This is a genomic window from Larkinella sp. C7, from assembly GCF_006149005.1.
Classification (GTDB): domain Bacteria; phylum Bacteroidota; class Bacteroidia; order Cytophagales; family Spirosomataceae; genus Larkinella.
In genome coordinates this window covers 18,101-42,175 of record NZ_VBSL01000006.1, presented here as the reverse complement: position 1 = coordinate 42,175, position 24,075 = coordinate 18,101, and the positions used below count along the sequence as shown (strand labels likewise).

The window sequence follows — 24,075 nt, the reverse complement described above, 5'->3', positions numbered from 1 at the left end:
ATAAAATACATAAGATTCTGTAATAACACAAATCAAAACACATATATTACGGTAAAAATTTCGCATATTGTAAGAGTTAAATGTAACCCTATAGCAACAGTCCGTAAGAAATATGCGTAAACATGATTTAAACCGAGTTGAATTCTATTCTAAAGAAGATATGGCAGGTGGACATCAACTGTCAAAAGGAGAACATATTTTAAGAAACGATATAAAATCCGATTATTCTGACATCAACGAAGTTTTTAGAACTTTACAACTTAAAAAAATACTTTGACAATGAATTGTATTTGAAAAGCTGGATACAAGAAGAAATTGACAATTTCAAACAAAAGGCGACAGAATATGGTAAGATAACTGGACAATTCTTTTCAAGTATAAATGATAGCAATATAACTGAATTATACGAACAAATATTACACAATTATATTCATTCATTTTGGGAAATAGTAAGTAATTATAATGTATTCAAACAAATATCAAAACCAAACTTTAGTAAAATCCTTGAAAATGAACCCCACTTAATATATGAAATTTTAACTCATAAAAGAATAGTTGATTACTACAATACAGAATTAAAGAATTTTTTATTAACCTATCCGCAATCTGCTGAAATTTTGCTTTCTTTTTATGAATCTGAAGATGAATTTCATAAAAACCAAAAATTTATTCCTAAAAGTTTGACCATTACAGATAAAGAAAATATTATTTCAAATTATTTGGAATTACCCGAAACAAACTTGAATTACATTAAACTAATTAAAAATGTAAGGAATAGCAACGACTTCAAAATTTCAGACAGGATAAGACTAAAAGCAAAACGGCTACACAAAAGTGAGACAGAAAGGTTTTTTGCTGATAAAGCTGGGAAGACTTATAGCGTGTCAGTCAGTTTTATAGAGAATACAAGTAAAATAAAAGACGATTACGTTGACGATAAATCTGTGATGCACTATACTTACAGTTTGGACTTTATTAGAAAAAACGATAACCCATATCTCCTCTTCCTAAATTTCAAATACTTATTTAAATTTCTTGATAATCAAAACAGAATAAGTCTTGTAAGCAAGAAAAACCAAATGGGTACACTTGAAAGAGTTATGGGAGTTTACTCTCAAAATGAATACAGGATTGGTAAAATATTTTCCTTATCTGAGATGACGTCACAAGCTCAGATTTATTGTTACAACAAAATTGTAAGCGAGTTAGATACATCATTAGAGAATATTTTACATTATGTTTTTACAACGGTATTTCAAGAAATATACAGTTTTTCAGATAATGCTCGTTTTTTAATACCATCAGAAAAAAATTCATATTTTGAAAAAGTAAGATTATTAGCACCTGAATTCGAATCAATTTTAAAGCAATTCAAACTTTTTGTTGAAGATAGAAATATAGATTTTGAACTTTTTCAAATATCTTCATCACCACACTCAGTTAAAGACATTCCCAGCCTGAATAAAAATAAATATATCTATTTCAATGCTGCTAATAAAGAAATGGTTAGTTGTTCAAATTTATTTTTCTCCGACCAAACACTTCTCGCCTACGTTGAACCATTCAAAGAAGAAAAATATCATACTTTTTTCGAATTGCTTGTGAACGAACAAGTAAGCTTAAACATGTATGAAGAACATCAAAAGCCACAATTAAATTATTTGATAAGTAAAAATTTTATCAAATTAGACGACAACGGTTTTATTCAGATTACAAATACGGAAAGGATTCTAATATTTAAAGATTTGTACGATAATGAATTTGTTTCTTTCTATCGTTATCCTTTAGAATTTCAGAAAGAAGCTCTACAAATGGCAACCGAAAATATAGTATTCTTTGAGAGTTCATTATTTTCAAAGTCAGAACAATCCTATTTCAACTATTTCCTAAACAAAAGTGAGTTTACAAATGGATTAGATTTAAGAAATAGTTACTTACACGGCACACAAGCAAACCCAGAAGAAATTCAAAAACACGAGTATAACTATTTCGTATACTTAAAGTTGCTTATATTGACTATGTTGAAAATAGATGATGATTTACAGATTTTATATACAGTAAAAAATTAGCCAGAAGCCCTGTGGATAGGAGTCGCAATAGTTTGAAATTTACACCAAAAACCGGCTTCAGGCTAGAAGCCCTTCCTTTTATCTCTCACTCGCGACATGCGAGCAAGAACGGAGAAAAACCGTCCCAAAAGAAACTACCAACTTCTAAAACACGCTAGTCAAAACCTTGCTAAAATTCCGCCCCCACTACTTCATCCTCGCCCTACTCCTCTTCATCACCGAAGTCCTAATTGCCTTATTTCTCCATGATGAATTCATTCGACCGTACGTGGGTGATTTCCTGGTGGTGATTTTGATCTACTGTTTTTTACGCGCCTTCCTGAACATAACGGTTTTACCAACGGCCCTCTTTGTTTTGGTATTTTCCTATACGCTTGAAGTGCTGCAATACTTTAACCTGGTTGAGCGGCTGGGTCTTCAACAGTATAAACTGGCCCGAATCGTGATTGGCACCTCCTTTGAATGGATTGATTTACTGGCGTATACCCTCGGCGTTCTTTTTGTTGTCTACCTTGAAAAGACAAAAACCGCCCGGCGGTGGAATCGCAGCGGAAGTAAAATAGCCTAAGTTGTTCCAGTACGGTTTCGCCAGCCTATTGATTCGTTCTCTTTGCTTTGTTATACACGGTCAGGCACTCGTGAAGCGGTTTGCCCCGGTTGTGAATGCAGTCACAAAAGTCTTCGCAGGCCTTTGGATTGCTATTGCCAGGACATCCATTGGTGCATTCCATCGGGGAACTACCCGGTCGAATGTCGTACAGAAACTGGTTTACAACGATTACGGCTCCGACCATCACAAAAACACACCCAAAAAACAGGAACGGAAATCGGTTGCTCAACGGTTTTTTGCTTGCTGAGTAGCCCGCTTCATTGCCTTGTTTAACCGGTAAAATGGACTTGATCCGGTCGTAGTCCCAACACAATAAATACAAATCGGCCAGCAACATGAGTGTTGTAATCCGAGTACCTTCAAAGCGGGTAGCATAGGCCAGGATACAAATATTCAGGATAATGGGAAAATACATCAGTGCACCCAGAAGTGCTGTTCTTGGAATGAGTAACAAGAGCGCAATGGCCAACTGCGAAATGCCGATAAAGGTGTAGTAGTATTCGGTTTGGTGTAGTGCTTCCAAATAGTGTCCCAGCGGATGGTTGTTGGACAAACCGCTGGCAAACCGTTCTCCATTCACTTTGACAAACCCCGATGGAATGAATCCCAGCGCCAGCATGATGCGACAGAAAACGGCAAAATAATGAAACCATTTGTTTCCCTTTGCTTCCTCATACACCTGGGTAAGCCGGCTTGATAAACTCATAAAAGTTGAGTTGATGGTTATGAATCATTTTGTGTTTACTCCTTCTATCTTTCTTCCAGGTCGATGCGATACAGACTCAAACTTTTCACTCGAAGTACTTTGAGATACAAAGTAACAGAATTTGATTCCATTTCAAAAGACAAGTAACACCTTATGACTTTCAAGATTCCCAAATTTTGAGTTTGAAAAATAGTTGCGCAACCAGATAATTGCATTTATATTTGCAACCACATGGTAGCAGATAGGTAAAGATGGAAACAAGACGAGACATTTTTCAGGCGATTGCCGATCCGACACGACGGGCCATTCTGGTGCTTATTGCCATGCAGGCAATGACGCCGAACGCACTGGCCGAGCATTTTCACACCAGCCGGCAAGCGGTTTCAAAGCATCTGAAAGTATTGGCCGAATGCGAACTGGTAAAACAGGAACTTTCGGGCCGGGAAATTTACTACCAGCTTGAAATCGGCAAAATGAAAGAAATCGATACCTGGCTCGAGCCATTCCGGCAACTATGGGAAGATCGATTCAACCAATTAGATACTGTATTAGCCACCCTTAAAAAACAGCAAAATGAAAAATGAGTTGCCAGTTGATTTTACCGTAGACAAAGCCGCCAAAACGGTGTTTATAACCAGAGAATTTGCGGCTGACCTTTCACTCGTTTGGGATGCGTATACCAAACCGGAAATTCTTGACCAATGGTGGGCACCCAAACCCTGGACTTCCAAAACAAAAGTTATGAATTTTGAAGTGGGTGGCCGACGGTTTTACGCGATGGTAAGCCCGGAAGGACAAGAGCACTGGGCCATTCAGAAATACACATCCATTAGTCCAAAAACCAATTTCAAGCTGCTCAATGCCTTTGCCGACCCGAATGAAAACCCTGAATTGCCCGGTTCTGATTGGGATATACATTTCAGTGAACACAACGGAACGACAAAAGTCAGTATCACGATTTACAATGAATCCCTCGAACGCATGGAGAAAATGATTGAAATGGGCTTCAAAGAAGGATTCAGCATGGCCCTGAACAACCTGGAAACCGTATTGGCCACTTTATCGCAAAACTGATTTTCGTTGTCAATTCGTCGGTAAAAACACCGTTGTCGCTTGCCCAAAGCAGAAAGCCAACGCAAGGAACCCATCATTTGATATGAACGTCGAAGAGCAAATCGAAAAGTATATCAGTAGCCAGCCCGAACCCAAACGCAGCGACCTGCAAGCGTTGCACCGCACCATGCTGCGCGAACTGCCTGCCGGTAAATTATGGTTTCTGGATGGTAAAAACAGTGAAAATAAAACAGTTTCGAACCCCAGCATTGGCTATGGATTTCGGACCATTCGCTACGCGGATGGAACAACCCGGGAGTTTTATCAGATTGGTCTCAGTGCAAACACAAGCGGTATATCCGTCTATGTTCTTGGGATTGAAGATAAGACCTACCTGGCCCAGACCTATGGAACAACGCTCGGAAAGGCGAGTGTGAGCGGCTATTGCATCAAGTTCAAAACGCTGAACGATATACACATCGCGGTACTGGAAGCGGCCATACGATACGGTCTTGCGCAGGAGCACTAGTTCCCGGTCGGCGCGGACACCGACCGGGAACATGATGCTCTTTCTACACTGGCCACGCCATTCTGGTCGCATTCAGCCATCAGACTTGTCGCATTCACACTCTCATTGAAGTGGATTTTTTAGCGAGATTTATGTCGTACTAAAACCGTCCGATACGATGCGAAAAATAATTGTTTTGTCCATGATTACCCTGGATGGCGTCATGCAGGCACCCGGCGGACCTGGGGAAGATACCGAAGGCGGTTTTATCTATGGCGGTTGGGTGGCTCCCTATGGTGACGAAGTGAGTGGTGAGGTCGTGCAAAAGGAGATGCAACCGACCGATTATCTGTTGGGTCGAAAAACCTTTGAAATTTGGGAAGACTACTGGCCAAAGCACGCAAATGTATGGCCAGGGATCAATGAAGGTACCAAATATGTCCTGTCTACAACCCTGACAAGCTCCGATTGGAAAAACTCGGTATTCCTCGACAGCGTGGCCGCTATCAAAAAGCTCAAACAGTCCGATGGGGCTGACCTCCAGGTTTGGGGCAGCAGCAAGCTTATTCAGTTGCTACTCCAGCATGACTTAGTGGACGAACTCCGGCTCAAAATTTACCCCCTGACGCTCGGTGAAGGGAAAAAGTTGTTCGGCAATGGCCCGATCCCGGCAGCCTTTGCCCTAACGGAGAATGTCGTTACTCCAAGTGGTGTACTGATTGCCTGTTACCAGCGGGCGGGAGAAGTCAAGACCGGTGCTGTTGGAGCTTAAGATCGAAAAAATACCGAACAGACCATGCCCGTTAGCTGAATTTATAGTAAAATAGAGGGTATGAAAGCAACGCCCGAACACGATGAGCGGATCGCAAAACTGACTTTCGCTTCAGTATACCCGCACTATGTCACCAAAGTGGAGAAGAAAGGCCGAACAAAAGACGAATTGCATCAGGTAATTGCCTGGCTAACCGGCTTTGATGAAAAAAGACAGCAGGAACTCATCGAAGAAAAGGTGACATTTGAAGCCTTCTTTCAAAATGCCAGACTAAACCCGGCTGCTCATCGCATTACAGGGGCCATCTGTGGCTATCGGGTGGAAGAAATCGAGAATCCGTTGACGCAGCAGGTCCGGTATTTGGACAAGCTGGTGGATGAATTGGCGAAAGGTCGTGCGATGGAGAAAATTTTGCGCGTTGTGTAGACGAACGGCGACAATCATGGAAGAATTTATCCGATTTATAAAAACCATTATCTGGATCGATGATTCCGATTTGCAACTGGTCCTTTCCCGGTGCACCGAAAGGCAAATCCCCAAAGGGAAAACGATCCTGAGAAAAGGACAAATCGCAAAGCAATACTTCTTCATTGTGTCGGGCGGGGTCCGGTTTTTTTATGACCGGAATGACCAGGAAAATACAACCTGGGTAACGTTTAAAAATGAGTTTTTCACCGAGATTTCCAGCCTCCATCCTCAAAAACCGTCCCGGTTTACGATTGAGGCCATTGAAGATTCGAAACTGGTTGTGATTGATAAAAAGGACATGGACTTTTTATACAGCCATGTTCCCGTTTGGGAAGAGTTTGGCCGGAAAATCTGGGAAGCGATGTCGGTGCGAATGATCGATCAGATCTTGAATTTCCAGACCCTGTCAGCCGAAGAACGGTATCTGGAATTTATGAGCAACCCGGAATTTTTACAAAAAGTACCCATCAAACAGCTGGCTGCGGTGCTGGGCATTACCCCCAACGCTTTAAGCCGGATCCGAAAAAACATCCGGTAATTTTCATTATCTACCACTTGGTAGTTTTCGCGCTTCACCAGCCGTCTACCTTTGAGTCGTTAAAAACAAAACGATGACTCAAACGAAAGACCACACACCGGAGCCTCAGAATCCCTATTCTGATGATGAATTGATTAACGATTTCCCTGGTTTTACCAATCAGTATGCAACCGTCAACGGAGTGAAGCTGCATTACGTAGAAGGCGGTAGCGGCATGCCGCTGATTTGTTTGCCCGGCTGGCCCCAAACCTGGTATTCCTACCATCCGGTTGCCACCGAGCTGGCCAAAACCTTCCGCGTCATCATCGTTGACATCCGAGGCATGGGCAGTTCGGACAAACCCGCGTCGGGCTACGACAAGAAAACGATGGCAACGGATATTTGGGAGCTGGTCCGGCAACTTGGCTTAAAAAAGGTTCATATCATGGGGCACGACATTGGCGGCATGGTAGCCATGAGTTTTGCTTTCAATTACCCCGAATTCACCCAAAAGCTCATTGTTCTGGATGGCTCTCACCCCAGTGAAGGCATGATGCAAATGCCATTGATGCCAGCCGCCGGCACGTTTACGGAAAAAATGGATGCCAGGATGCCGTATGCCTGGTGGATGGGATTTAACCAGGTAAAAGAATTGCCGGAAAAGATCCTGGAAGGACGTTTCCAATACCTGCTGGACTGGCTTTTTCACTATGTCATGATCGATGATCGTAAAATGACTGCGTTTGAACGAGCCGTGTATGCGTCCGCTTACAATGAAGCCGACAGCATCCGGGCGTCCAATGCCTGGTATCAATCCTTTACGCAGGATATCGACGATGCAAAAACCTACCAGCCGCTTGCCATGCCGGTATTAGGGATTGGGAGTTACATTAGCTACCAGTATATGAAAATGGGATTGCCCTACGTAGCAAACGATGTACACGTACTAGGGATTTTAGAAAGTGGCCATTACCTGTATGAAGAGAAGCCGGAACAAGTAGTGGACGCGGTTTTGAGCTTTCTGGCATCCTAGAGAAACAAACAGTCATAAAAATTCAGACATGAAAAAAGCAATTTTGGTAGCCGGTGCTACCGGTAACTTAGGAAGTAGAATCTGTAGGGAATTAGTAAAACGAGAAGCAGACGTCAGTGCCATCGTTCGCCCGTCGTCTGATCCCGAAAAAATTGAAATGCTTGCCAAAATGGGCGTCAAGGTTATGGAGTTTGATTTCAACAGCCCTGATGACATTGCGAAAGCCTGTGCCGGTATCCATTGCGTGGTGTCCGCACTCGCGGGCCTGGGCGATGTCATTGTGGACTTACAAAAGCGGATGTTGGATGGTGCCCTGCAAGCCGGGGTTCCACGCTTTATTCCATCCGACTTTTGCACGGATTACAATGGCCTGGTGCCGGGCGAAAACCGGAATTTTGATTTACGAAGAGAATTTAAAGCGTACCTGGACAGCACGTCCATACAGGCATCGTCTATTTTCAACGGGGCCTTTGCGGACATCCTGAAATACAATACCCCGGTTTTAAACTTAAAAGACAGGAGCATTGGTTACTGGGGTGAAAAAGCAGACTGGAAACTGGACTTCACCACTATGGACGATACCGCTGCCTTTACCGCCGAAGTGGCTCTGGACGACAGTGCACCCCGGGATTTGCAGATCGCCAGTTTTCAGGTCAGCCCCAGTGGATTACGGGCTGATGTGAAAGAAGCAACGGGTCAGGAGTTCAGGCTCCACCAACTAGCCAGTCTCGAAGACTTTGCCCGATTTATCCACAAACAAAGAGCCGACAACCCGGCTGGTGAACAGGAGTTGTATGCAAAATGGCAGCAAAGCCAGTATATGTATTCCATGTTTTCGACGCAACACCATCAACTGGCGAATGACCGGTATAAAAACCTGACCTGGACAACGAGTTTGGCATTTATCAAGTCTTTTGTAAAATAAGTATGTAGAGCCTACCAATTGGTAGGCTCTACATAACTACCATGATCTTTTCTTTTCAATCAAGTGGTATGACGTAGAAAAATGGAGTTAACGATCCAATCCGCTTTACCCGATCCTTCCATTTCGCAGTTTGTTCACAGCTTTTGGATGGTGGAAAACAAAACCGGGAAAGACATTTCGTCGACGGTACTTCCAAATGGAATGATGGATATGATGCTGGTGAACGTGAATTCTAAGGATTGGGAAATGGTCGTGCGAGGCATTGACACGATGCCCAGCCAGGTAACGATCCCGGCCGATGCGCAACTGTTTTCCATCGGTTTTAAGTTACTGGCCGTGGAATACCTGCTCGGAAATTCGATCAAAGGCGTATTGAATGGAGCACAGCCTGTTTCAGATGAGTTCTGGCAATTTGAAACCGTTGACCTGAACAGCCTGGAAAGTTTTTGCAACAAGGCGACACAAAAAATAAAAATCCTTTCACCGGAAAACGTGGATAGCCGAAAGAAGAAATTATTTGCGCTCATTTATTCTTCCCAGGGCTCGATGACGGTAAAGGAGCTCTCCGACAACGTGTATTGGAGTAGCCGGCAAATCAATCGGTACTTCAATCAGCAGTTTGGCATGTCACTCAAGGCCTATTGCAACATTCTTCGCTTCGGGGCTTCGTTCAAAAACATCAGCGAAGGCAACCTGTTTCCGGAGCAAAATTTCACCGACCAAACGCATTTTATCAAAGAAATTAAGAAGTATGCCGGTGTTACACCAAAAGTGTTGAGCAAAAACCAAGATGAGCGTTTTATCGATCTTGTCTCCATCAAAAAACTACCTTCTTAAAAACGGCTGATTTTTACTATTCCACTCCGCACCACCGCAGCAATTTTGCATCGTCATTAAACCATGCAAAATCATGTTACTGAAAAATAAAAAAATAGCCATCCTCGGTGCAGGTCCCGTCGGTCTGACCCTGGCAACATTACTACAGCAAGCCGGAATCGATGTGAACGTTTACGAAAGAGACGGCGATGCCAAAACCCGGATTTCAGGCGGTACGCTCGATCTGCACAAAGGTTCCGGGCAGGAAGCCCTGAAAAAAGCCGGATTGCTGGAACGTTATTATGCCCTGGCAAAACCCATGGGAAGAACCGTGGTTGACGACCAGGGCAACGTCTTATTCTCTAAAAAACCGGGTCATGCAGAGCAATATGACAATCCGGAGATCAACCGAAACGATTTAAGACAACTGTTGCTTGACAGTTTGGCGAGCGATACCGTTGTTTGGGACCGAAAATTTACCGGACTTGAAGAGCACAACGGAAGATGGCTTGTGCATTTTGAAAATGACATTCATGCAGCCGCAGACGTTGTTATCGGAGCGAATGGGGGAATGTCCAGAGCAAGAAAACAGGTTACGGATGCCGACATTGAATATACCGGCACCTTGATTCTCCAGGGCGAAGTCGTTCAACCGGAACGAAACTGTGCGGAGTTCTATCAGCTTTGCGACAATACCATACTAATGGCCTCAGGTGAAGGCTATTTATTAATTGCAAATCCTGAGAACGGCAGTATCTTGAGCTACAACGTAATTTTCAAAAAGCCTGAAGAATGGGCTCAGGGAACTGAATCAGATTTACAAAATACGGACATGATCATTGCGTTTCTTTCCCATCGGTTTGCTCGCTGGCATGCCTGTTATCACCAGTTGTTCCGCGCAACCTCTTCCTTTGTTGTATTGCCCACGAGAAAAATGCCATTGGATAAACCCTGGAAAACCAATCGCCCGTTACCGATCACGCTCGTTGGAGATGCAGCACACAGTATGCCGCCTTTCGCCGGTCAGGGTGTAAACACCGGGCTACTCGATGCATTCGTTTTATCAGACAACCTGACCAGCGGACAATATGAAACCATTCAAGCCGCTATCGACGACTATGAACGAAAAATGTTTGGTTATGCCACTGCAGCACAACGTGAAACGAGCCAGAATGAAATAGAGATGCTGCTCCCCACCTTTTCCTTCCAAAAGCTTTATCAGTAGTTTTGTGCACGGCGACCAAACCCTAAATCGCTACGCGGCTGTAAGCCGGTATAAGCGAAATAGTACGTAAATTTAACGACCAACAACCAAAGATAAATGACCTGCACATGACAGCAAATACTACCACAACGGTATCGCCTTTCCTGACCGTCAACAATGGAAAAGCCGCGGTTGACTTTTATCGATCTGCTTTTGGAGCCATTGAACTGGAACGGTATGATCGGCCCGACGAAAAATTGACCTCCAAAATAAGCATTGAAGGGGCCGAATTTTTCGTGGGCGACGAAGAACCCGAATTTGGTAATGTAAGCCCTGACTTCAGTTTAACGAGCCCGGTCAGAATAATCTTACAGACTGAAAATGCGGACGAATTATTCGAAAAAGCGGTAACGTTTGGTGCGACAGAAATTTGTCCCATGACGACCGAAACCGACTGGAGAATAGGAAAACTGAAAGACCCGTTTGGACACATTTGGGAAATCGGGTACACCCTCTAAGGTTGAGAAAATCAGTTATAATCCTGAATCAGACCGCAACGACTGGGTACCAAAACCGTTGAAAGCAATTTATAAACAATGCAAAAGTGATCTTTAATCAATAATACGCATGAACTATTCAGTACTAATAGCCTTTCTCTGTATAACGACATTTTGTAAAGCCCAAGTTGCCCCCCAACTATTTGAACCCTCGCTAATATCCAACGGTGGCGTTTTTGGGCTAACCATTTCGCCTGATTCTAAAATTGCTCTTTGGGTACGTTCAAATGGGAAGAGAGATACATTAAAAATAATGGAGTCAAGGAAAAACAATGGCACCTGGTCGACGCCGGTTGTGGCTTCTTTTTCTTCACCAACCGGCGAGTGGAAAGACATTGACCCCCTGTTTAGTCCCGACGGAAAAACAGTGCTATTTCAATCCAACAGAACCACGGGAAGGAACGCTGACCGGAAAGATTTCGACATCTGGGCGGTTACGTTAGCGAATAATCAATGGAGTAAACCGTACCATCTGGGCAGTGTAATCAATACCGAAAGCTCCGAATCGTATGCTTCCGTATCCAGAAACGGCAACATCTATTTCATGAAGGAAAATGAAGATGGCAAAGGCAAGTCCGATCTGTATGTTTCAGAATTTAAAAATGGCAACTATCAAACTCCTCGAAACCTAGGTTTGCCCATCAATACGACGGAGCGGGAATCAAACCCTTTTATTTCTCCCGACGAAGATTACCTGCTCTATTTTTCGTCGGATCCGACCGGTTTCGGCGATGTCGATTTATACATTTCCTTTCAGAAAAAAGGCAAATGGACCACCCCGAAAAATCTGGGATCACCCATCAATTCCAGCCTGGCGGAATTTTGCCCATTTGTCCATACCAAAGAAAAAAGACTCTACTTTTCCAGACAGGAGAAGCAAGGTGATAAAATGAAAGAAGACCTGCTTTACATCGATTTTGATATAAAAAAATACAAGTAAAAACGGCATCAACAACCGCTGCGAACCATCGATCCATGCCCGAACGCTTCAAAGCCCATCTGACTAAATTCACAGCCGTTACGGATGACGAAGCGGTCCGGATTCTTTCGTATTTTCAGACCAGAACGGCGACTAAAAAAGAAAACCTGCTCACGGCAGGACAGGTCTGCCAATGGCATTATTTTGTAGAGCGGGGAATTCTGCGAAAGTTTTTTGTCAATGAAAAAGGCGTGGAACAAACCACAGAACTGGCCATCGAAAACTGGTGGATAACCGACCATTTTGCCTACGAAAGCCAATCGATCACCGAGTCTACCATTCAGGCCGTTGAACCTACGGACGTGCTCGCCCTGCATCGGGATGCCCGGGAAAAACTGCTGGCGCAACATCCCATAATGGAAAAATATTTCCGGTGTGTCTATCAAAAAGCGTATGCAGCCGCTCAAATGCGGATCAAGTTTATGTATGGCTTTTCGCGGGAAGAATTATACCATCATTTCTGCAAAAAACATCCCGAGTTTCTGCAACGCATTCCGCAATACCTGCTGGCTTCCTACCTGGGTTTTACGCCCGAATACCTGAGCGAAATTCGCCGGAAAAGCATTTCTTAAACCAGTTTAAGATTTTTGAACGATGCGGTTTTCACCTTTGCGTCACATTTAACCCGTTAAAAACGAAGCAAGATGAAACTAGTCATTATCGGCGGTACCGGCCTCATTGGCAACCAATTAACCCGTACGCTACAAGATCAGTACGACGTTCTGGCCGCATCGCCCAACACCGGCGTCAACACGATTACCCAGGTTGGTTTGGAGGAAGCCCTGCAAAACGCCACCGTGGTGATCGACGTTTCCAACTCGCCCTCCTTCGCCACGGAGGACGTAATGACCTTCTTTAAAACCTCCACGGAAAATTTGTTGGCGGCCGAAAAAAAAGCCGGCGTTCAACACCATGTTATCCTTTCGGTGGTCGGGACCCACAAACTCCAGGAAAGCGGTTATTTCCGGGCCAAGCAGGTGCAGGAAGAACTGGTCAAGGCATCGGGCATTCCATTCTCGATTGTACGGGCGACCCAGTTTTTCGAATTTGCGGCAGGCATTGCCCACATGTGTGCGGCCGACGGGAAAATCGTGCTGCCCCGTGGGCTTGTGCAGCCCATCGCCAGTGCCGATGTGGTGTCGTTTCTGGCCAAAACCGCCACCGGAACGCCAACAAATCGCATCGTAGACATTGCCGGACCCGAGCGGTTTGAGCTAGATGCCTGGATCCGACGCTATTTTGCGAGCATTAAGAACCCGCAGGAAGTGGTAACCGATGCCAACGCGGTTTATTCAGGTGCCGCCATTAACGCTACGACGCTGGTACCCGATGATGCCGGGTATGTGGGCCGTGAAACCTATGGCGAATGGATTTCGAAAGCGGACAACCAGCGCTAAACCGCAGTTGCACACCCGGAATAAAAAAGGATTGCCTTGTCGTGGCAATCCTTTTTTATTCCCCGAAGTGACCTTCACAACAAACTAAAATTGGACGTTACAGCAAAGTTGACGGTCGCTCTAATCCGGAATTTTGTGCTGTTCATAAACGACCAACCAAAATGACAAACCAAACCGTATTAGTAACCGGCGGCACCGGATTTGTGGGGATACACACCATTGTACAATTTTTGCAAAAAGGATACCACGTAAATACCACACTGCGCTCCCTGTCGAAAAAAGGCCGCATCATCGACGCCTTAAGAGAAGCCGGCATTGACGATTTTACCCCATTGGCGTTTTTTGAGGCCGATCTGACCAGCGACACCGGTTGGGAGGAAGCCGTGGCGGGTGTGGATTATGTGCTGCACGTCGCGTCGCCGTTTCCGGCGCAGGACCCTACCGATGAAAACGAACTGATCATTCCGGCACGGGACGGCGCTTTGCGCGTGCTGAAAGCCGCTCAAAAAGCCGGTGTCAAACGAGTTGTGCTGACTTCCTCGTTTGCGGCCATCGGCTACAGTCGCAATCCCAAAGACCATCTTTTTACCGAAGAAGACTGGACGGATGCTTCGGCACCGATTCCGCCGTATATCAAGTCGAAAACCGTGGCCGAAAAAGCGGCCTGGGCGTACATGGAAACCGAAGGCGGGAATCTGGAACTGACGGTGATCAATCCGGTGGGAATTTTTGGACCGGTTTTGGGTGGAATCACCTCGGCGTCGCTGGATATTGCGGTTTCCGGAATCCTGAATGGCGTTATCAGGGAAAGTCCAAATTTTACAATGGGCGTTGTCGATGTCCGGGATGTGGCCGCTCTGCACATAACGGCCATGACGCATCCGGAAGCGGGTGGAGAACGGTTTATTGCTACCTCGGATGGCGTGATGAGCTTTTACGATGTCGCCGAACTGTATAAAAAAGAACGGCCCGAATTAGCGAAACACATCGCCGAGATGCGGCCGACGGCCCCGGAATTTTACATGGACATGACGAACCGGAAAGCCAAAACCGTGTTGGGCTGGCATCCCCGCAGCAAAGAAGCGGCCTTACTGGCCAGTGTCGATAGCTTGCAAAAGAATTAATTTTTAGATTGACGTCTATGGGATTTAGGGGCATTTTTGATGAAATGGAAGTAACAGACAAAAGACGCTATACGTGAAAGTTCATAACATTCAATCCTGCCATTTAGGCCCCGAAATTTCTCCGGAGCAATTTATATCAGACCATTTTTTTCTGTATTTATTAAAGGGGTCGATGAAGGCGTTTGACGGGCGAAACACGTATACGATGAATCCGGGCGATGCCGTAATCGCCCGGAAAAATCAGTTGGTGCGGTATACGAAATACAAGGAAAACGATCTGTTTGAGAAAATTATCATTACGCTGGACGAACCCTTTTTGAGAAGATTCCAGGAACGCCATCCGGTCGATGTACCGGTTTTTGCCAACGATGACTCGTTTTTGTTGATCGAAAAAACTAAATTCATCCACAGTTTTGTCCATTCTCTGGAACCCTATTACACCGGCGACCTGCAGATCGACGACACTTTTGCCGATTTAAAAAGGGAAGAATTGCTGCTGATCCTGTTGAAAGCCAATCCGCAGTTGGCCGGCGTTTTCTTTAATTTCAGCGTTCCCGAAAAGATAAATCTGGAAGCATTCATGAACCGTAATTTTCGCTTCAACATCAGTCTGGAACGGTTTGCGTATCTCACGGGCCGAAGTCTGTCGTCGTTCAAGCGGGATTTTCAGAAACGATTCGGAACAACGCCTTACCACTGGCTCAAAAAGAAACGGCTGGATGAAGCTCATTTTCAACTTTCGAACCAGCACCTCAAACCAACCCAGGTGTATCTGGAAGTAGGATTTGAAGATTTGTCGCATTTTTCTTTTGCCTTCAAGCAGCAGTTTGGCAAAACACCAACGGAAGTAGCTGAAAGTCAAAACACAAACAGGTAGAATCAGGGAAACCTACTGCAAAAAACGAATCCGATTATGGCTTATACCGAAGAAACCGTTCACCGAATCCGCCAGATTTTAGTCGACAAAGGGGTTGACTTCACCGAAAAGAAGATGTTCAGCGGTTTGTGTTTTCTGGTGGACGACAAGTTGTTCTGTGCCACGCACTTCGACAAAAAACGGGACGAAGACCTCCTGCTTTGCCGCGTCGGGACGGATGCCTACGAAACCGCCCTGGAAGAAAATGACTGCATTCCGATGGACTTTTCGGGAAAAACCATGAAGGGTTATGTGTATGTAACCGAAAACGGATTCAAAAGCCCGAAAGAGTTGGACCGCTGGCTCCAGCGTTGTCTGGATTACAACCCGCTGGCCAAAAAGAGCAAACCAAACGGACGCATTTCGGAAAAACCGCACTGATCGATTTCATTATTTATTGGGCAAATCCAGGATTTGCTGGAGTGTTTTTTCACGGATGGGTTTACCCTCTGCAATACTGTGAACCGCGCTGGTAACACAAATAGCCGCATTCAACGTGTTCGGATCGGCCCGGCGTTTGGGGTAGTCTTCAAAATTGGCCTTTTTATTCGCGAGCAACTGGTAGAGTTCCTCCATGCCAGGATGGCGGGCAACGATGGGCTGCTCTTCAAATTCGTCGCCGGGAGTTGATACCTCCCGATCAATATTGACACAGTAAAGAAAAAGCAGTGCCAAATAGCGTTCTTTCGCAGGCACCTCGATGGACACTCGGGAAGGTAAAATACCATTCTGAACATTGCCCGATTTACTGATAAAAAGCAATCCGGGTGGTAACTGAATGGTAATGGGTTGGTTGGTACTGTTATAAAAATTCAGACAGAGCATAACGGCTCCTCCGTTTCCATATTCCCGTTCTCTCCCGGCCTCTTCCTGACAGTCATAATCGGTTCCGGGTTTGCCGATCAACGTAATGCCTTTGGGCCATACAAAAGGTGTACCGACGGGCCGTTCTTTCGATTTGCCAAACCCTGGCTCAAGCCGCGGTTTGGGGCTGTTATCCTCTCGGGATGTCGGCTTGCAATCCAGCAGGACAAGAACAACTGCCAACAGGCATAAACGGGATAATACGGTTACGAATGACATAGACCCACTTTACATTTACAGACGAACTTACTTGCCGTGTCTGCCGATCTGAATGGGTTTTATGCCAACCGTGTCTGATAGTATTTGAATGCGTTGTCTTGCGGTTTAAATCAGAAGACTTGATTTCACCGAAAAGAAGCTATTCATTTGGGCATCCACCTGGACTGCGCCACGCACAGTAAATCCGTTACTAGTTTGGGGTTAATTTAACTTCGGTCATCACTCGCAGTTTCCCATTCATTCCATCAGCCTGCTCTCCCGTCCTTCGTCTTGGACAGTTTATTGCAAGTCTATATCACGAAATTATTCTAACAACCATTGTTTTTTTTTGGAAAAATTTTTTACTTGCATTGACATGCAAATAGTAGATTTTTCCTGATTCTGGTAAGGGCAGAAATTGAGAGTTAACCATATTGTAATATTTTATGTCCGGTGGAAACTTTGTTATTTCTCTTGACTTTGAACTGATGTGGGGTGTAAGAGATAAAACGACTAAAGAAAATTATGGCGCGAATATCCTGGGGGTTCATCAAGTGATACCCACACTTTTAGACATTTTTCATAAAAATGGTATTAAAAGTACTTTTTCAATCGTTGGGTTCTTATTTTTCGAAAACAAAATACAGCTTCTAAATAGTATCCCTAAGCAGATACCATCATATAAAAATAAGAATTTATCTCCTTATGATGGCTATATTAATTTAATTGGTGAAGACTTTTATTCTGATCTATATCATTATGCCCCAACACTAATAAGACTTATACAAAAGTATCCAGATCAAGAAATAGGTACGCATACATTTTCTCATTACTATTGCCTGGAAGAAGGACAAGTCATTGAAGAATTTAAAAACGATATTCAGGCAGCAATTGACGTCGCAAAAGCCTATTCTATTTCTCTTTCATCATTGGTTTTCCCAAGAAATCAGTTTAATGATTCTTATATAAAAATATGTGAAGAATTAGGAATAATCTGTTATCGCGGAAATGAGCAGTCCTGGTTGTATACTGCGAAAAATGAAACCGACGAAAGCTTATTTCGACGTGCATGTCGATTATTGGACGCTTACCTCAATTTATCAGGTCATAATTGCTATACCGATAAGCGTCTAAACAGCACATTTCCCGTCAATATTCCCTCAAGCCGCTTCTTGCGTCCTTATATACCAAGTCTCAAGATTTTGGAACCTTTACGATATCATAGAATAAAAACGGGGATGACATACGCGGCTAAACACAATCTAACATATCACCTTTGGTGGCATCCTCACAATTTTGGAATAAATCAAAAAGAGAATTTCCTTTTATTAGAAAAAATATTAAACCATTACAAGTACTTACAGGAGAAATACGACTTTCAGAGTATTACCATGACCAACTTAGCAAAAAAAGTAGTCCATGAAAGATAAACGAATAATTATACTAGGAGGAAATAGCATTTCGACTAATATAGTATTTAATTACCTTGACAATAAATATGGAATTTTCCTGACAATTATCGAAGAAAAAGAGCCACTAAATATTTTTTTAAAACGAAGGATAAAACGGCTAGGCTTATTGACCGTTCTGGGACAGATTATTTTTCAGGTAGTTGTTGTAAAAATACTTTCTTTATTTTCCAAGAAGCGAATTGCAGAAATCATAAAAAAAAACAATCTTAATACGAATGCCATACCGGCCTCAAAAATAGAGAAAGTAGATTCGATCAACTCAGCTAAAACGATTGAATTAATTAAAAACCATTCTCCTGATTTAATAATTATTAACGGAACTAGAATACTTTCAACGAAAATACTTCAATGTACAGATTGTAGTTTTATCAATACACACGCTGGTATCACGCCTTTATACCGAGGAGTTCATGGTATGTACTGGGCATTAGTCAATAATGACCCCCTCAACAGCGGAGTAACCGTCCACTATGTCGATAAAGGCATTGATACCGGAAATATTATTGAACAGCAAATAGTAAAGCCTACTGAAAGAGATAATTTTGTCACCTATCCCCTCTTACAAATAAGTGTTGGTATCGAATTGTTAGCTGATGTTGTTCACCGATTCTTCAATGAAACTATAAAAATAAAAAGCAATCCTGGTACGAGTAAATTATACTACCATCCCACGGTTGGACAGTATATCTATTACCGAATTGTCCGAAAGGTGAAATGATCCTGCCCTCGAAGGTAATATGAACGATTGCACTCGTTAGTTTCCCTCATCACACTTATCCTTATCTACAATCTTTTCAAGCCCACTTTCCGGTCGGCGGGAGCACAGGCCATGAGCAGGAAACAAACTGATGCCTGTTTCCTTTCTTCAAAGTAGCCAATTTAGATGAGTAAAGTAACGTGAACTATGAGATTACTAATGTGGTAAACAGCATTTTAAGGGTCATATGGGCCAAAAATGGTAGTTTTAGTCTATGGAAATCTGTGCAGTGCGAACCAATCAAAAATACTTATCCTCGGACTCATATGCTGACTGAAATTTACGTTGATGTCGATGACTTTTGCAAAGCCAAAATGACACTGATCGCTAATGCTCTCCACTTATTGTGGCGCTTATAAGAAAATCCACCCTATCCAGCTCTCGCTGAGTGAAGTGATGACGATTTTGGTCTATTACCACCTGAGTCCTTACAAAACTTTAAAGCTTATTACACCCGCCATGTGTGTCAGGATTTCCACTGCGATTTTCCAGACCTGGTTAGCTACGACCGCTTTGTGACCCTAATTCCCCGCACTCTCCACTCTCATCCCTCTGATGTTGTATCTGGCCTACCGCTGTCAACGCAGTTTGCGCGCAGGTATTTACTATATTGATTCTACTCCGCTGGCGGCTTGTCATCCTAAACGAGCCCACCAGCATCGCACGTTAAGAGGCTTTGCCGCTTGGGAAAGACCTCCGTAGGCTGGTCCTTTGGACTCAAAGTTCACTTGTTAATCAATGGCAAGGGTTAGGTCTTCTTTGTAGCTCACGCTGGGGGAGTAAGCCTTTGGAGTTGCCCCTTTCAGCCCGATATTGGGATCTCATAGTTCACGTTAAAGTAGATTCCGAAACCGCGCCCAGGCGGTGTAGTGAAAGAAAAGAGCGGTCTCGTGACGGCCTAAAACGTCAAAAAAAGTATCTTTCCGAAACTTTATCAATATAACCAACCAAAACATAAAACAATGGGAAAGATCACCGTAAAAGACGGAACCGAAATCTATTACAAAGACTGGGGTACCGGTCAGCCGCTCGTATTCCACCACGGCTGGCCGTTGTCCGGCGATGACTGGGACGCCCAAATGATGTTTTTCCTGAACCAGGGCTTTCGCGTGATTGCGCATGACCGCCGGGGACACGGCCGGTCGTCGCAAACCGAAAACGGCCATGACATGGATACCTATGCCGCCGATGTGGCTGAACTGACGGCGTTTCTGGATTTAAAAGATGCGGTACACATCGGCCACTCCACCGGTGGTGGTGAAGTGATCCGCTACGTGGCCAAACACGGCCAGGGTCGGGTTGCGAAAGCGGTTTTGATCAGTGCCGTTACGCCCCTCATGGCACAAACCGAATCAAATCCGGACGGGATTCCCATGTCGGTGTTCGACGACATCCGGACCGGTACGGCCACCCAGCGCCCCCAATACTTTCAGGATTTTACGATGCCTTTTTACGGCTTTAACCGGGAAGGCGCCAAAGTCTCGCAAGGCATTCGGGATAACTGGTGGCGGCAGGGCATGATGGGCGCCATCAAAGCCCATTACGATTGCGTTAAAGTTTTCTCCGAAACCGATTTTACCGAAGACCTGAAAAGTGTCGACATACCGGTCCTGGTTCTGCATGGTGAAGATGACCAGATCGTTCCCTTTCATCTGACCGCCGTGAAGGCAGTGAAGCTTCTAAAGAACGGCAAACTGATCTCCTACCCCGGCTTTCCGCACGGCATGCCGACGACCGAAGCAGCCACCATCAATGCCGACCTGCTGGCGTTTATTCAATCGTAAAACGTATATACCTTCTCGGTGGCCGGTGTCTTCACCGGCCACTTTGTATACGAAACGATACTGCAACGCATGCAGGACATCATTCAAAAATTCAGGTTTCAGCACACCGCCCGTATTCTGAACGCGCCGGAAGCCATGATGGCCGCCTTTCAATCACTCGGTTTTCAAACCGTTTTTGACCCAACCGAAAAGAGCACCAACACGCTGGTTTTTATCAACAGTGACGCAGCTTATCTGGAGCGTTGCGTTACCGTTCGATTGATCCAGTTGGGAAGTAGGGGCCGACAACGCGCGGCCCAAAACCACGGCTTGCAATTCACCGCTAATGGGCATCTTCAAAGCTGATTTTCGGCAACCCATTTTAAAGTGTTCTGCGCACGGTTTTGCTTTTTAGACACAAAAAAACTTATTTGTATACACAACGACCGGTCGGCGATTTCAAACCGATGCGGCATGATGGGGCCTTTTATCAATCCGTTCCATGAGAATCAACAGATTTGCGGACGAGCTCACGAAAGCCAGTTTGTCGCCGGCGGTTATTCAGGAAATAATACGCCTTGGGAACGTGATGAAAGTAAAAAATCAATCCCGGCTTGTTGAACCCCATCAAATTTGTGATCAGGCCTATTTTGTACTGAAAGGCGGTTTCGTGTGCCGGTATAGGAACGAAGACCTGGAAATCGAAAAAACCATCAACTTTTTTCTGGACGATTTTCAGCCTTTTATGTCGTGCGTGGATAGTTTCTTTTCCGGAAATAAAACCAACTGCGAACTGCGCGCCATCAGCCATTCAGAAGTCATCGCATTTCATAAACGCGATATTGAAGCCCATATTGATCGGGATAATCGCTTGTTTGCATTTTATCACTCGCTGGTGACGAAGGCATTGCAGGGAGAAAATGATTTCAAATTAAAAATTATCTCCTACTCGTCCGAAAAGCTTTACGACTATCTACTGACCCACTGCCCCGTCGTCATTCAAAAAGTGCCGGCCCGGTTCATCGCCGAGTTCATGGGGATTTCGCCGGAATGGCTGAGCAAATTAAAACACCGCATCTGATTTCTTGAATTAATTCAAGTGATGGCTTTTTCGCGGCAGGTTACTTTTGCCAGGTAACTTCTGTACTCCAAATTCTTCCCGAAATGGCAACTCCCTACCTTGGCTACACCGCACCCGATCTGGCCACCGACTACGCCCGGTATTACAACGAATCCATTCAGAAAATCCCGGCCCCGGTGGCGGAAGCCCTTGACAAGTCGCCGTTCCCGCCGGGTAGTTTGCCGCCTTTTTCCCGCGCAGCCTACCTGCAGGCACCGGGTTATACGGCGCTGGAATCAGGCTTTACGCTTGAACCCGACGGATCGGCGCACGTTGCCGTGCTAACGTATATGCCTCGCGTTACACCCGAAATGTGGGACTGGTGGTTTGGCTGGCACGGATGTCACGACAGCCGTTATAAATTATGGCATCCCAAAGCCCACCTGAGCGCCCGCTGGGAAGATGGTAACGACGACGTGGCCTACATTGGCCGCAACTCCCTGATCGAAGAATACATCGGTGACGAACTTCTGGCGGCTTCCATCCAGTTCAAGACGCCCACGGAGTTTGGCATTTCCTATGAAGCCCTAAAAAACCCGGCCAAAGCGGTTTACATCGGCGCCCGAATCGGCCATCCGTCGTTGCCGCTTGATTATGGGTATCTGATCCACCAGGTACGGGCAGTGGAGGGCGGTTCAGAAATGCGTTCCCGGTTTTGGATGGGCGGGCAATACATCCAGCTCCGTACCGAAGGGGCCGTTGCGAATTTTGTGTCTGTTTTTTTACGAAAAATGAAAACGATTTCGGCGCAATTTGCGGCCGATTTGGTGAAACACTGTTCCGAAGAAATGACGCACCTGGCGGCTTTCCTGCCCGAACTTTATGCGCAGAATACCCAAAAAACGGATAAAATAACCGTAGAAGGCCGGATCATCGACCGAACCGACCCCAATTTCGAGACCATCCTGCTGGGAACCCTGTTCAACAAAATCGATCCGGGACGCAGGCCCGACCGAATCGTAGAACCCAAAACCGTTCAGGACATCATTGAAACCATCCGGTATGCCAAAGCACAAGGGAAAAAAGTGACCGTTTGTTCGGGTGGCCATAGCTGGAGTGCCAACCATGTTCGCGACAACAGCGTCCTGATCCTGATGAAAAAATTTAACCGGTATGAAATCAATGTCCATGAAAGGACAGCAAAAGCCGGGCCGGGTGTGGGCGGGAGTGCGCTGATGCTGGAGTTATACAAACACCAGTTGTTTTTCCCGGCCGGGCATTGCAAGGGTGTCTGCATCGGCGGGTATCTGCTGCAGGGCGGTTATGGCTGGAATGGCCGCAAAACCGGTATGGCCTGCGAAAGCGTGATCGGCCTCGATATCGTTACCGCCGACGGCGATTTTGTTCACGCCAGCGCAACCGAAAATCCCGATTTATACTGGGCCGCCCGTGGTTCGGGCGGTGGTTTTTTTGGGGTTGTGGTTTGCTTTCATTTAAAACTTTTTGCGCTTCCACCCTACCGGGCCATCATCGCGCATGATTTTCACATCAAGCACCTGGAAGATGTCTACAACTGGGCGTATGAAGTCGGGCCATCCGTTCCCAAAGCAGTCGAGTTTCAGATGCTGATGAGCAATAACATGCTGAACCTGCTCGGGCCGGGCATCGAAGCAATCGCGCCGATTTTTGCGGACACCAAAGAGGAATACGAGGATGCGATGGCTTTCATGAAAAACAGCCCGATTAAAAAGAAAGCGATCATCGCAACACCGGCTTTTAACCCCGGAATCGATGCCTTATACCAGACCGTGATGAGCCATTATCCCGAAAACCATTGCTGGGGCGTCGACAACATGTGGACCCACGCTCCGATCGGCGAGTTAATGCCTTACATCAAAGAAATCGCCCGGACGTTGCCGCCCGCACCGTCGCACTTTTTGTGGTTGAACTGGCACCCCAATCCCACCATCCCCGACATGGCCTATTCGAAGGAAGATACCACGTACCTGGCTTTGTATGCCAACTGGAAAAACCCGGCCGACACCGCCCGCTATGGCGATTGGGCAGTTGCCATGATGGAAAAAATGGCGCACCTCTCCACGGGCATTCAATTGGCCGACGAAGGACTGCACAAAAGAACGTCGCCGTTTTTATCCGCCAAAAACCTGAGCAAATTACAGGCCATCCGGGCCGAGCGTGACCCCCACGGCCTGTTTCACGAATGGCACAGCAAACCGGAGTAGACCCGATGAACAGGCTGGATTTTGATAAACCGCTGCGGTTTGTGAGCCAAAGGTATATTTGAAC

General features: G+C 45.3%; 27 protein-coding genes and 1 pseudogene. 26 read left to right on the top strand and 2 right to left on the bottom strand.

Features of this window, described 5'->3' with window-relative positions:
• Positions 1-290: 290 nt before the first annotated feature.
• Positions 291-2,069, top strand: coding sequence for a hypothetical protein (locus FH871_RS16425; protein ID WP_212768241.1), 1,779 nt, complete (start codon positions 291-293; stop codon positions 2,067-2,069).
• A gap of 166 nt (positions 2,070-2,235) precedes the next feature.
• Positions 2,236-2,637: a DUF2809 domain-containing protein gene (locus FH871_RS16420; RefSeq protein ID WP_138992511.1), complete on the top strand. Its 402-nt coding sequence runs from the start codon at positions 2,236-2,238 to the stop codon at positions 2,635-2,637.
• 25 nt (positions 2,638-2,662) lie between these two features.
• On the opposite strand, the gene FH871_RS16415 is transcribed toward FH871_RS16420, so the two are convergent.
• Positions 2,663-3,385 (bottom strand): DoxX family protein, encoded by a 723-nt coding sequence (locus FH871_RS16415; RefSeq protein ID WP_138992510.1) that lies wholly within the window; start codon positions 3,383-3,385, stop codon positions 2,663-2,665.
• A 251-nt stretch (positions 3,386-3,636) separates the two neighbouring features.
• On the opposite strand from FH871_RS16415, the gene FH871_RS16410 reads away from it, so the two are divergent.
• The 17 genes from FH871_RS16410 to FH871_RS16330 all read left to right on the top strand — a co-directional run bounded on the left by FH871_RS16410 (position 3,637) and on the right by FH871_RS16330 (position 16,035).
• A complete protein-coding gene (locus tag FH871_RS16410; protein ID WP_138992509.1) occupies positions 3,637-3,969 on the top strand; it encodes a helix-turn-helix transcriptional regulator in 333 nt (110 codons plus the stop codon).
• The gene (locus FH871_RS16405) at positions 3,959-4,459 is read left to right on the top strand and encodes an SRPBCC domain-containing protein (RefSeq protein WP_138992508.1); all 501 of its coding nucleotides are present in this window, start codon (positions 3,959-3,961) and stop codon (positions 4,457-4,459) included. The genes FH871_RS16410 and FH871_RS16405 overlap by 11 nt, the downstream gene beginning before the upstream one ends.
• A gap of 82 nt (positions 4,460-4,541) precedes the next feature.
• Positions 4,542-4,967: a DUF1801 domain-containing protein gene (locus tag FH871_RS16400; RefSeq protein WP_138992507.1), complete on the top strand. Its 426-nt coding sequence runs from the start codon at positions 4,542-4,544 to the stop codon at positions 4,965-4,967.
• A 157-nt stretch (positions 4,968-5,124) separates the two neighbouring features.
• A complete protein-coding gene (locus tag FH871_RS16395; protein WP_138992506.1) occupies positions 5,125-5,718 on the top strand; it encodes a dihydrofolate reductase family protein in 594 nt (197 codons plus the stop codon).
• A 60-nt stretch (positions 5,719-5,778) separates the two neighbouring features.
• A complete protein-coding gene (locus FH871_RS16390) occupies positions 5,779-6,144 on the top strand; it encodes a DUF2200 domain-containing protein (protein WP_138992505.1) in 366 nt (121 codons plus the stop codon).
• 16 nt (positions 6,145-6,160) lie between these two features.
• On the top strand, positions 6,161-6,724 hold the full coding sequence (locus tag FH871_RS16385) for a Crp/Fnr family transcriptional regulator (RefSeq protein WP_138992504.1): 564 nt from the start codon (positions 6,161-6,163) through the stop codon (positions 6,722-6,724).
• Positions 6,725-6,797: 73 nt separating this feature from the next.
• A complete protein-coding gene (locus FH871_RS16380) occupies positions 6,798-7,736 on the top strand; it encodes an alpha/beta fold hydrolase (protein WP_138992503.1) in 939 nt (312 codons plus the stop codon).
• Between the two features lie 28 nt (positions 7,737-7,764).
• Positions 7,765-8,661 (top strand): NmrA family NAD(P)-binding protein, encoded by an 897-nt coding sequence (locus FH871_RS16375; protein ID WP_138992502.1) that lies wholly within the window; start codon positions 7,765-7,767, stop codon positions 8,659-8,661.
• Positions 8,662-8,742: 81 nt separating this feature from the next.
• Positions 8,743-9,498: an AraC family transcriptional regulator gene (locus FH871_RS16370; protein ID WP_138992501.1), complete on the top strand. Its 756-nt coding sequence runs from the start codon at positions 8,743-8,745 to the stop codon at positions 9,496-9,498.
• 73 nt (positions 9,499-9,571) lie between these two features.
• Positions 9,572-10,702, top strand: a complete 1,131-nt coding sequence (locus tag FH871_RS16365) for an NAD(P)/FAD-dependent oxidoreductase (protein ID WP_138992500.1) — start codon at positions 9,572-9,574, stop codon at positions 10,700-10,702.
• A gap of 107 nt (positions 10,703-10,809) precedes the next feature.
• On the top strand, positions 10,810-11,199 hold the full coding sequence (locus FH871_RS16360; protein WP_138992499.1) for a VOC family protein: 390 nt from the start codon (positions 10,810-10,812) through the stop codon (positions 11,197-11,199).
• Positions 11,200-11,491: 292 nt separating this feature from the next.
• Entirely contained in the window at positions 11,492-12,178 is a 687-nt protein-coding gene (locus FH871_RS16355) for a PD40 domain-containing protein (protein ID WP_171062862.1), read from the top strand.
• Between the two features lie 35 nt (positions 12,179-12,213).
• A complete protein-coding gene (locus FH871_RS16350; RefSeq protein WP_138992497.1) occupies positions 12,214-12,789 on the top strand; it encodes a Crp/Fnr family transcriptional regulator in 576 nt (191 codons plus the stop codon).
• Between the two features lie 72 nt (positions 12,790-12,861).
• Complete coding sequence (locus FH871_RS16345) at positions 12,862-13,614, top strand: SDR family oxidoreductase (RefSeq protein ID WP_138992496.1); 753 nt, start codon at positions 12,862-12,864, stop codon at positions 13,612-13,614.
• A gap of 161 nt (positions 13,615-13,775) precedes the next feature.
• Positions 13,776-14,738: an aldehyde reductase gene (locus FH871_RS16340; protein WP_138992495.1), complete on the top strand. Its 963-nt coding sequence runs from the start codon at positions 13,776-13,778 to the stop codon at positions 14,736-14,738.
• A 172-nt stretch (positions 14,739-14,910) separates the two neighbouring features.
• Positions 14,911-15,615 (top strand): AraC family transcriptional regulator, encoded by a 705-nt coding sequence (locus FH871_RS16335; RefSeq protein WP_229317343.1) that lies wholly within the window; start codon positions 14,911-14,913, stop codon positions 15,613-15,615.
• A 36-nt stretch (positions 15,616-15,651) separates the two neighbouring features.
• Complete coding sequence (locus tag FH871_RS16330; protein ID WP_138992493.1) at positions 15,652-16,035, top strand: TfoX/Sxy family protein; 384 nt, start codon at positions 15,652-15,654, stop codon at positions 16,033-16,035.
• Between the two features lie 9 nt (positions 16,036-16,044).
• Here the strand turns inward: FH871_RS16330 and FH871_RS16325 are convergent, their stop codons facing one another.
• Positions 16,045-16,701, bottom strand: coding sequence for a hypothetical protein (locus FH871_RS16325; RefSeq protein ID WP_138992492.1), 657 nt, complete (start codon positions 16,699-16,701; stop codon positions 16,045-16,047).
• Between the two features lie 461 nt (positions 16,702-17,162).
• On the opposite strand from FH871_RS16325, the gene FH871_RS16320 reads away from it, so the two are divergent.
• From FH871_RS16320 to FH871_RS16285, 7 genes and pseudogenes are all read left to right on the top strand, one after another.
• Positions 17,163-18,146, top strand: coding sequence for a polysaccharide deacetylase family protein (locus FH871_RS16320; protein ID WP_138992491.1), 984 nt, complete (start codon positions 17,163-17,165; stop codon positions 18,144-18,146).
• On the top strand, positions 18,136-18,906 hold the full coding sequence (locus tag FH871_RS16315; RefSeq protein ID WP_138992490.1) for a formyl transferase: 771 nt from the start codon (positions 18,136-18,138) through the stop codon (positions 18,904-18,906). The genes FH871_RS16320 and FH871_RS16315 overlap by 11 nt, the downstream gene beginning before the upstream one ends.
• A gap of 594 nt (positions 18,907-19,500) precedes the next feature.
• Positions 19,501-19,697: pseudogene (locus FH871_RS34195) on the top strand (transposase).
• 210 nt (positions 19,698-19,907) lie between these two features.
• The gene (locus FH871_RS16300) at positions 19,908-20,729 is read left to right on the top strand and encodes an alpha/beta fold hydrolase (protein WP_138992488.1); all 822 of its coding nucleotides are present in this window, start codon (positions 19,908-19,910) and stop codon (positions 20,727-20,729) included.
• Positions 20,730-20,798: 69 nt separating this feature from the next.
• Entirely contained in the window at positions 20,799-21,074 is a 276-nt protein-coding gene (locus FH871_RS16295) for a hypothetical protein (protein ID WP_138992487.1), read from the top strand.
• Positions 21,075-21,210: 136 nt separating this feature from the next.
• Positions 21,211-21,789, top strand: a complete 579-nt coding sequence (locus FH871_RS16290; RefSeq protein ID WP_138992486.1) for a Crp/Fnr family transcriptional regulator — start codon at positions 21,211-21,213, stop codon at positions 21,787-21,789.
• A gap of 83 nt (positions 21,790-21,872) precedes the next feature.
• Complete coding sequence (locus FH871_RS16285; protein ID WP_138992485.1) at positions 21,873-24,011, top strand: FAD-binding protein; 2,139 nt, start codon at positions 21,873-21,875, stop codon at positions 24,009-24,011.
• Positions 24,012-24,075: the final 64 nt, after the last annotated feature.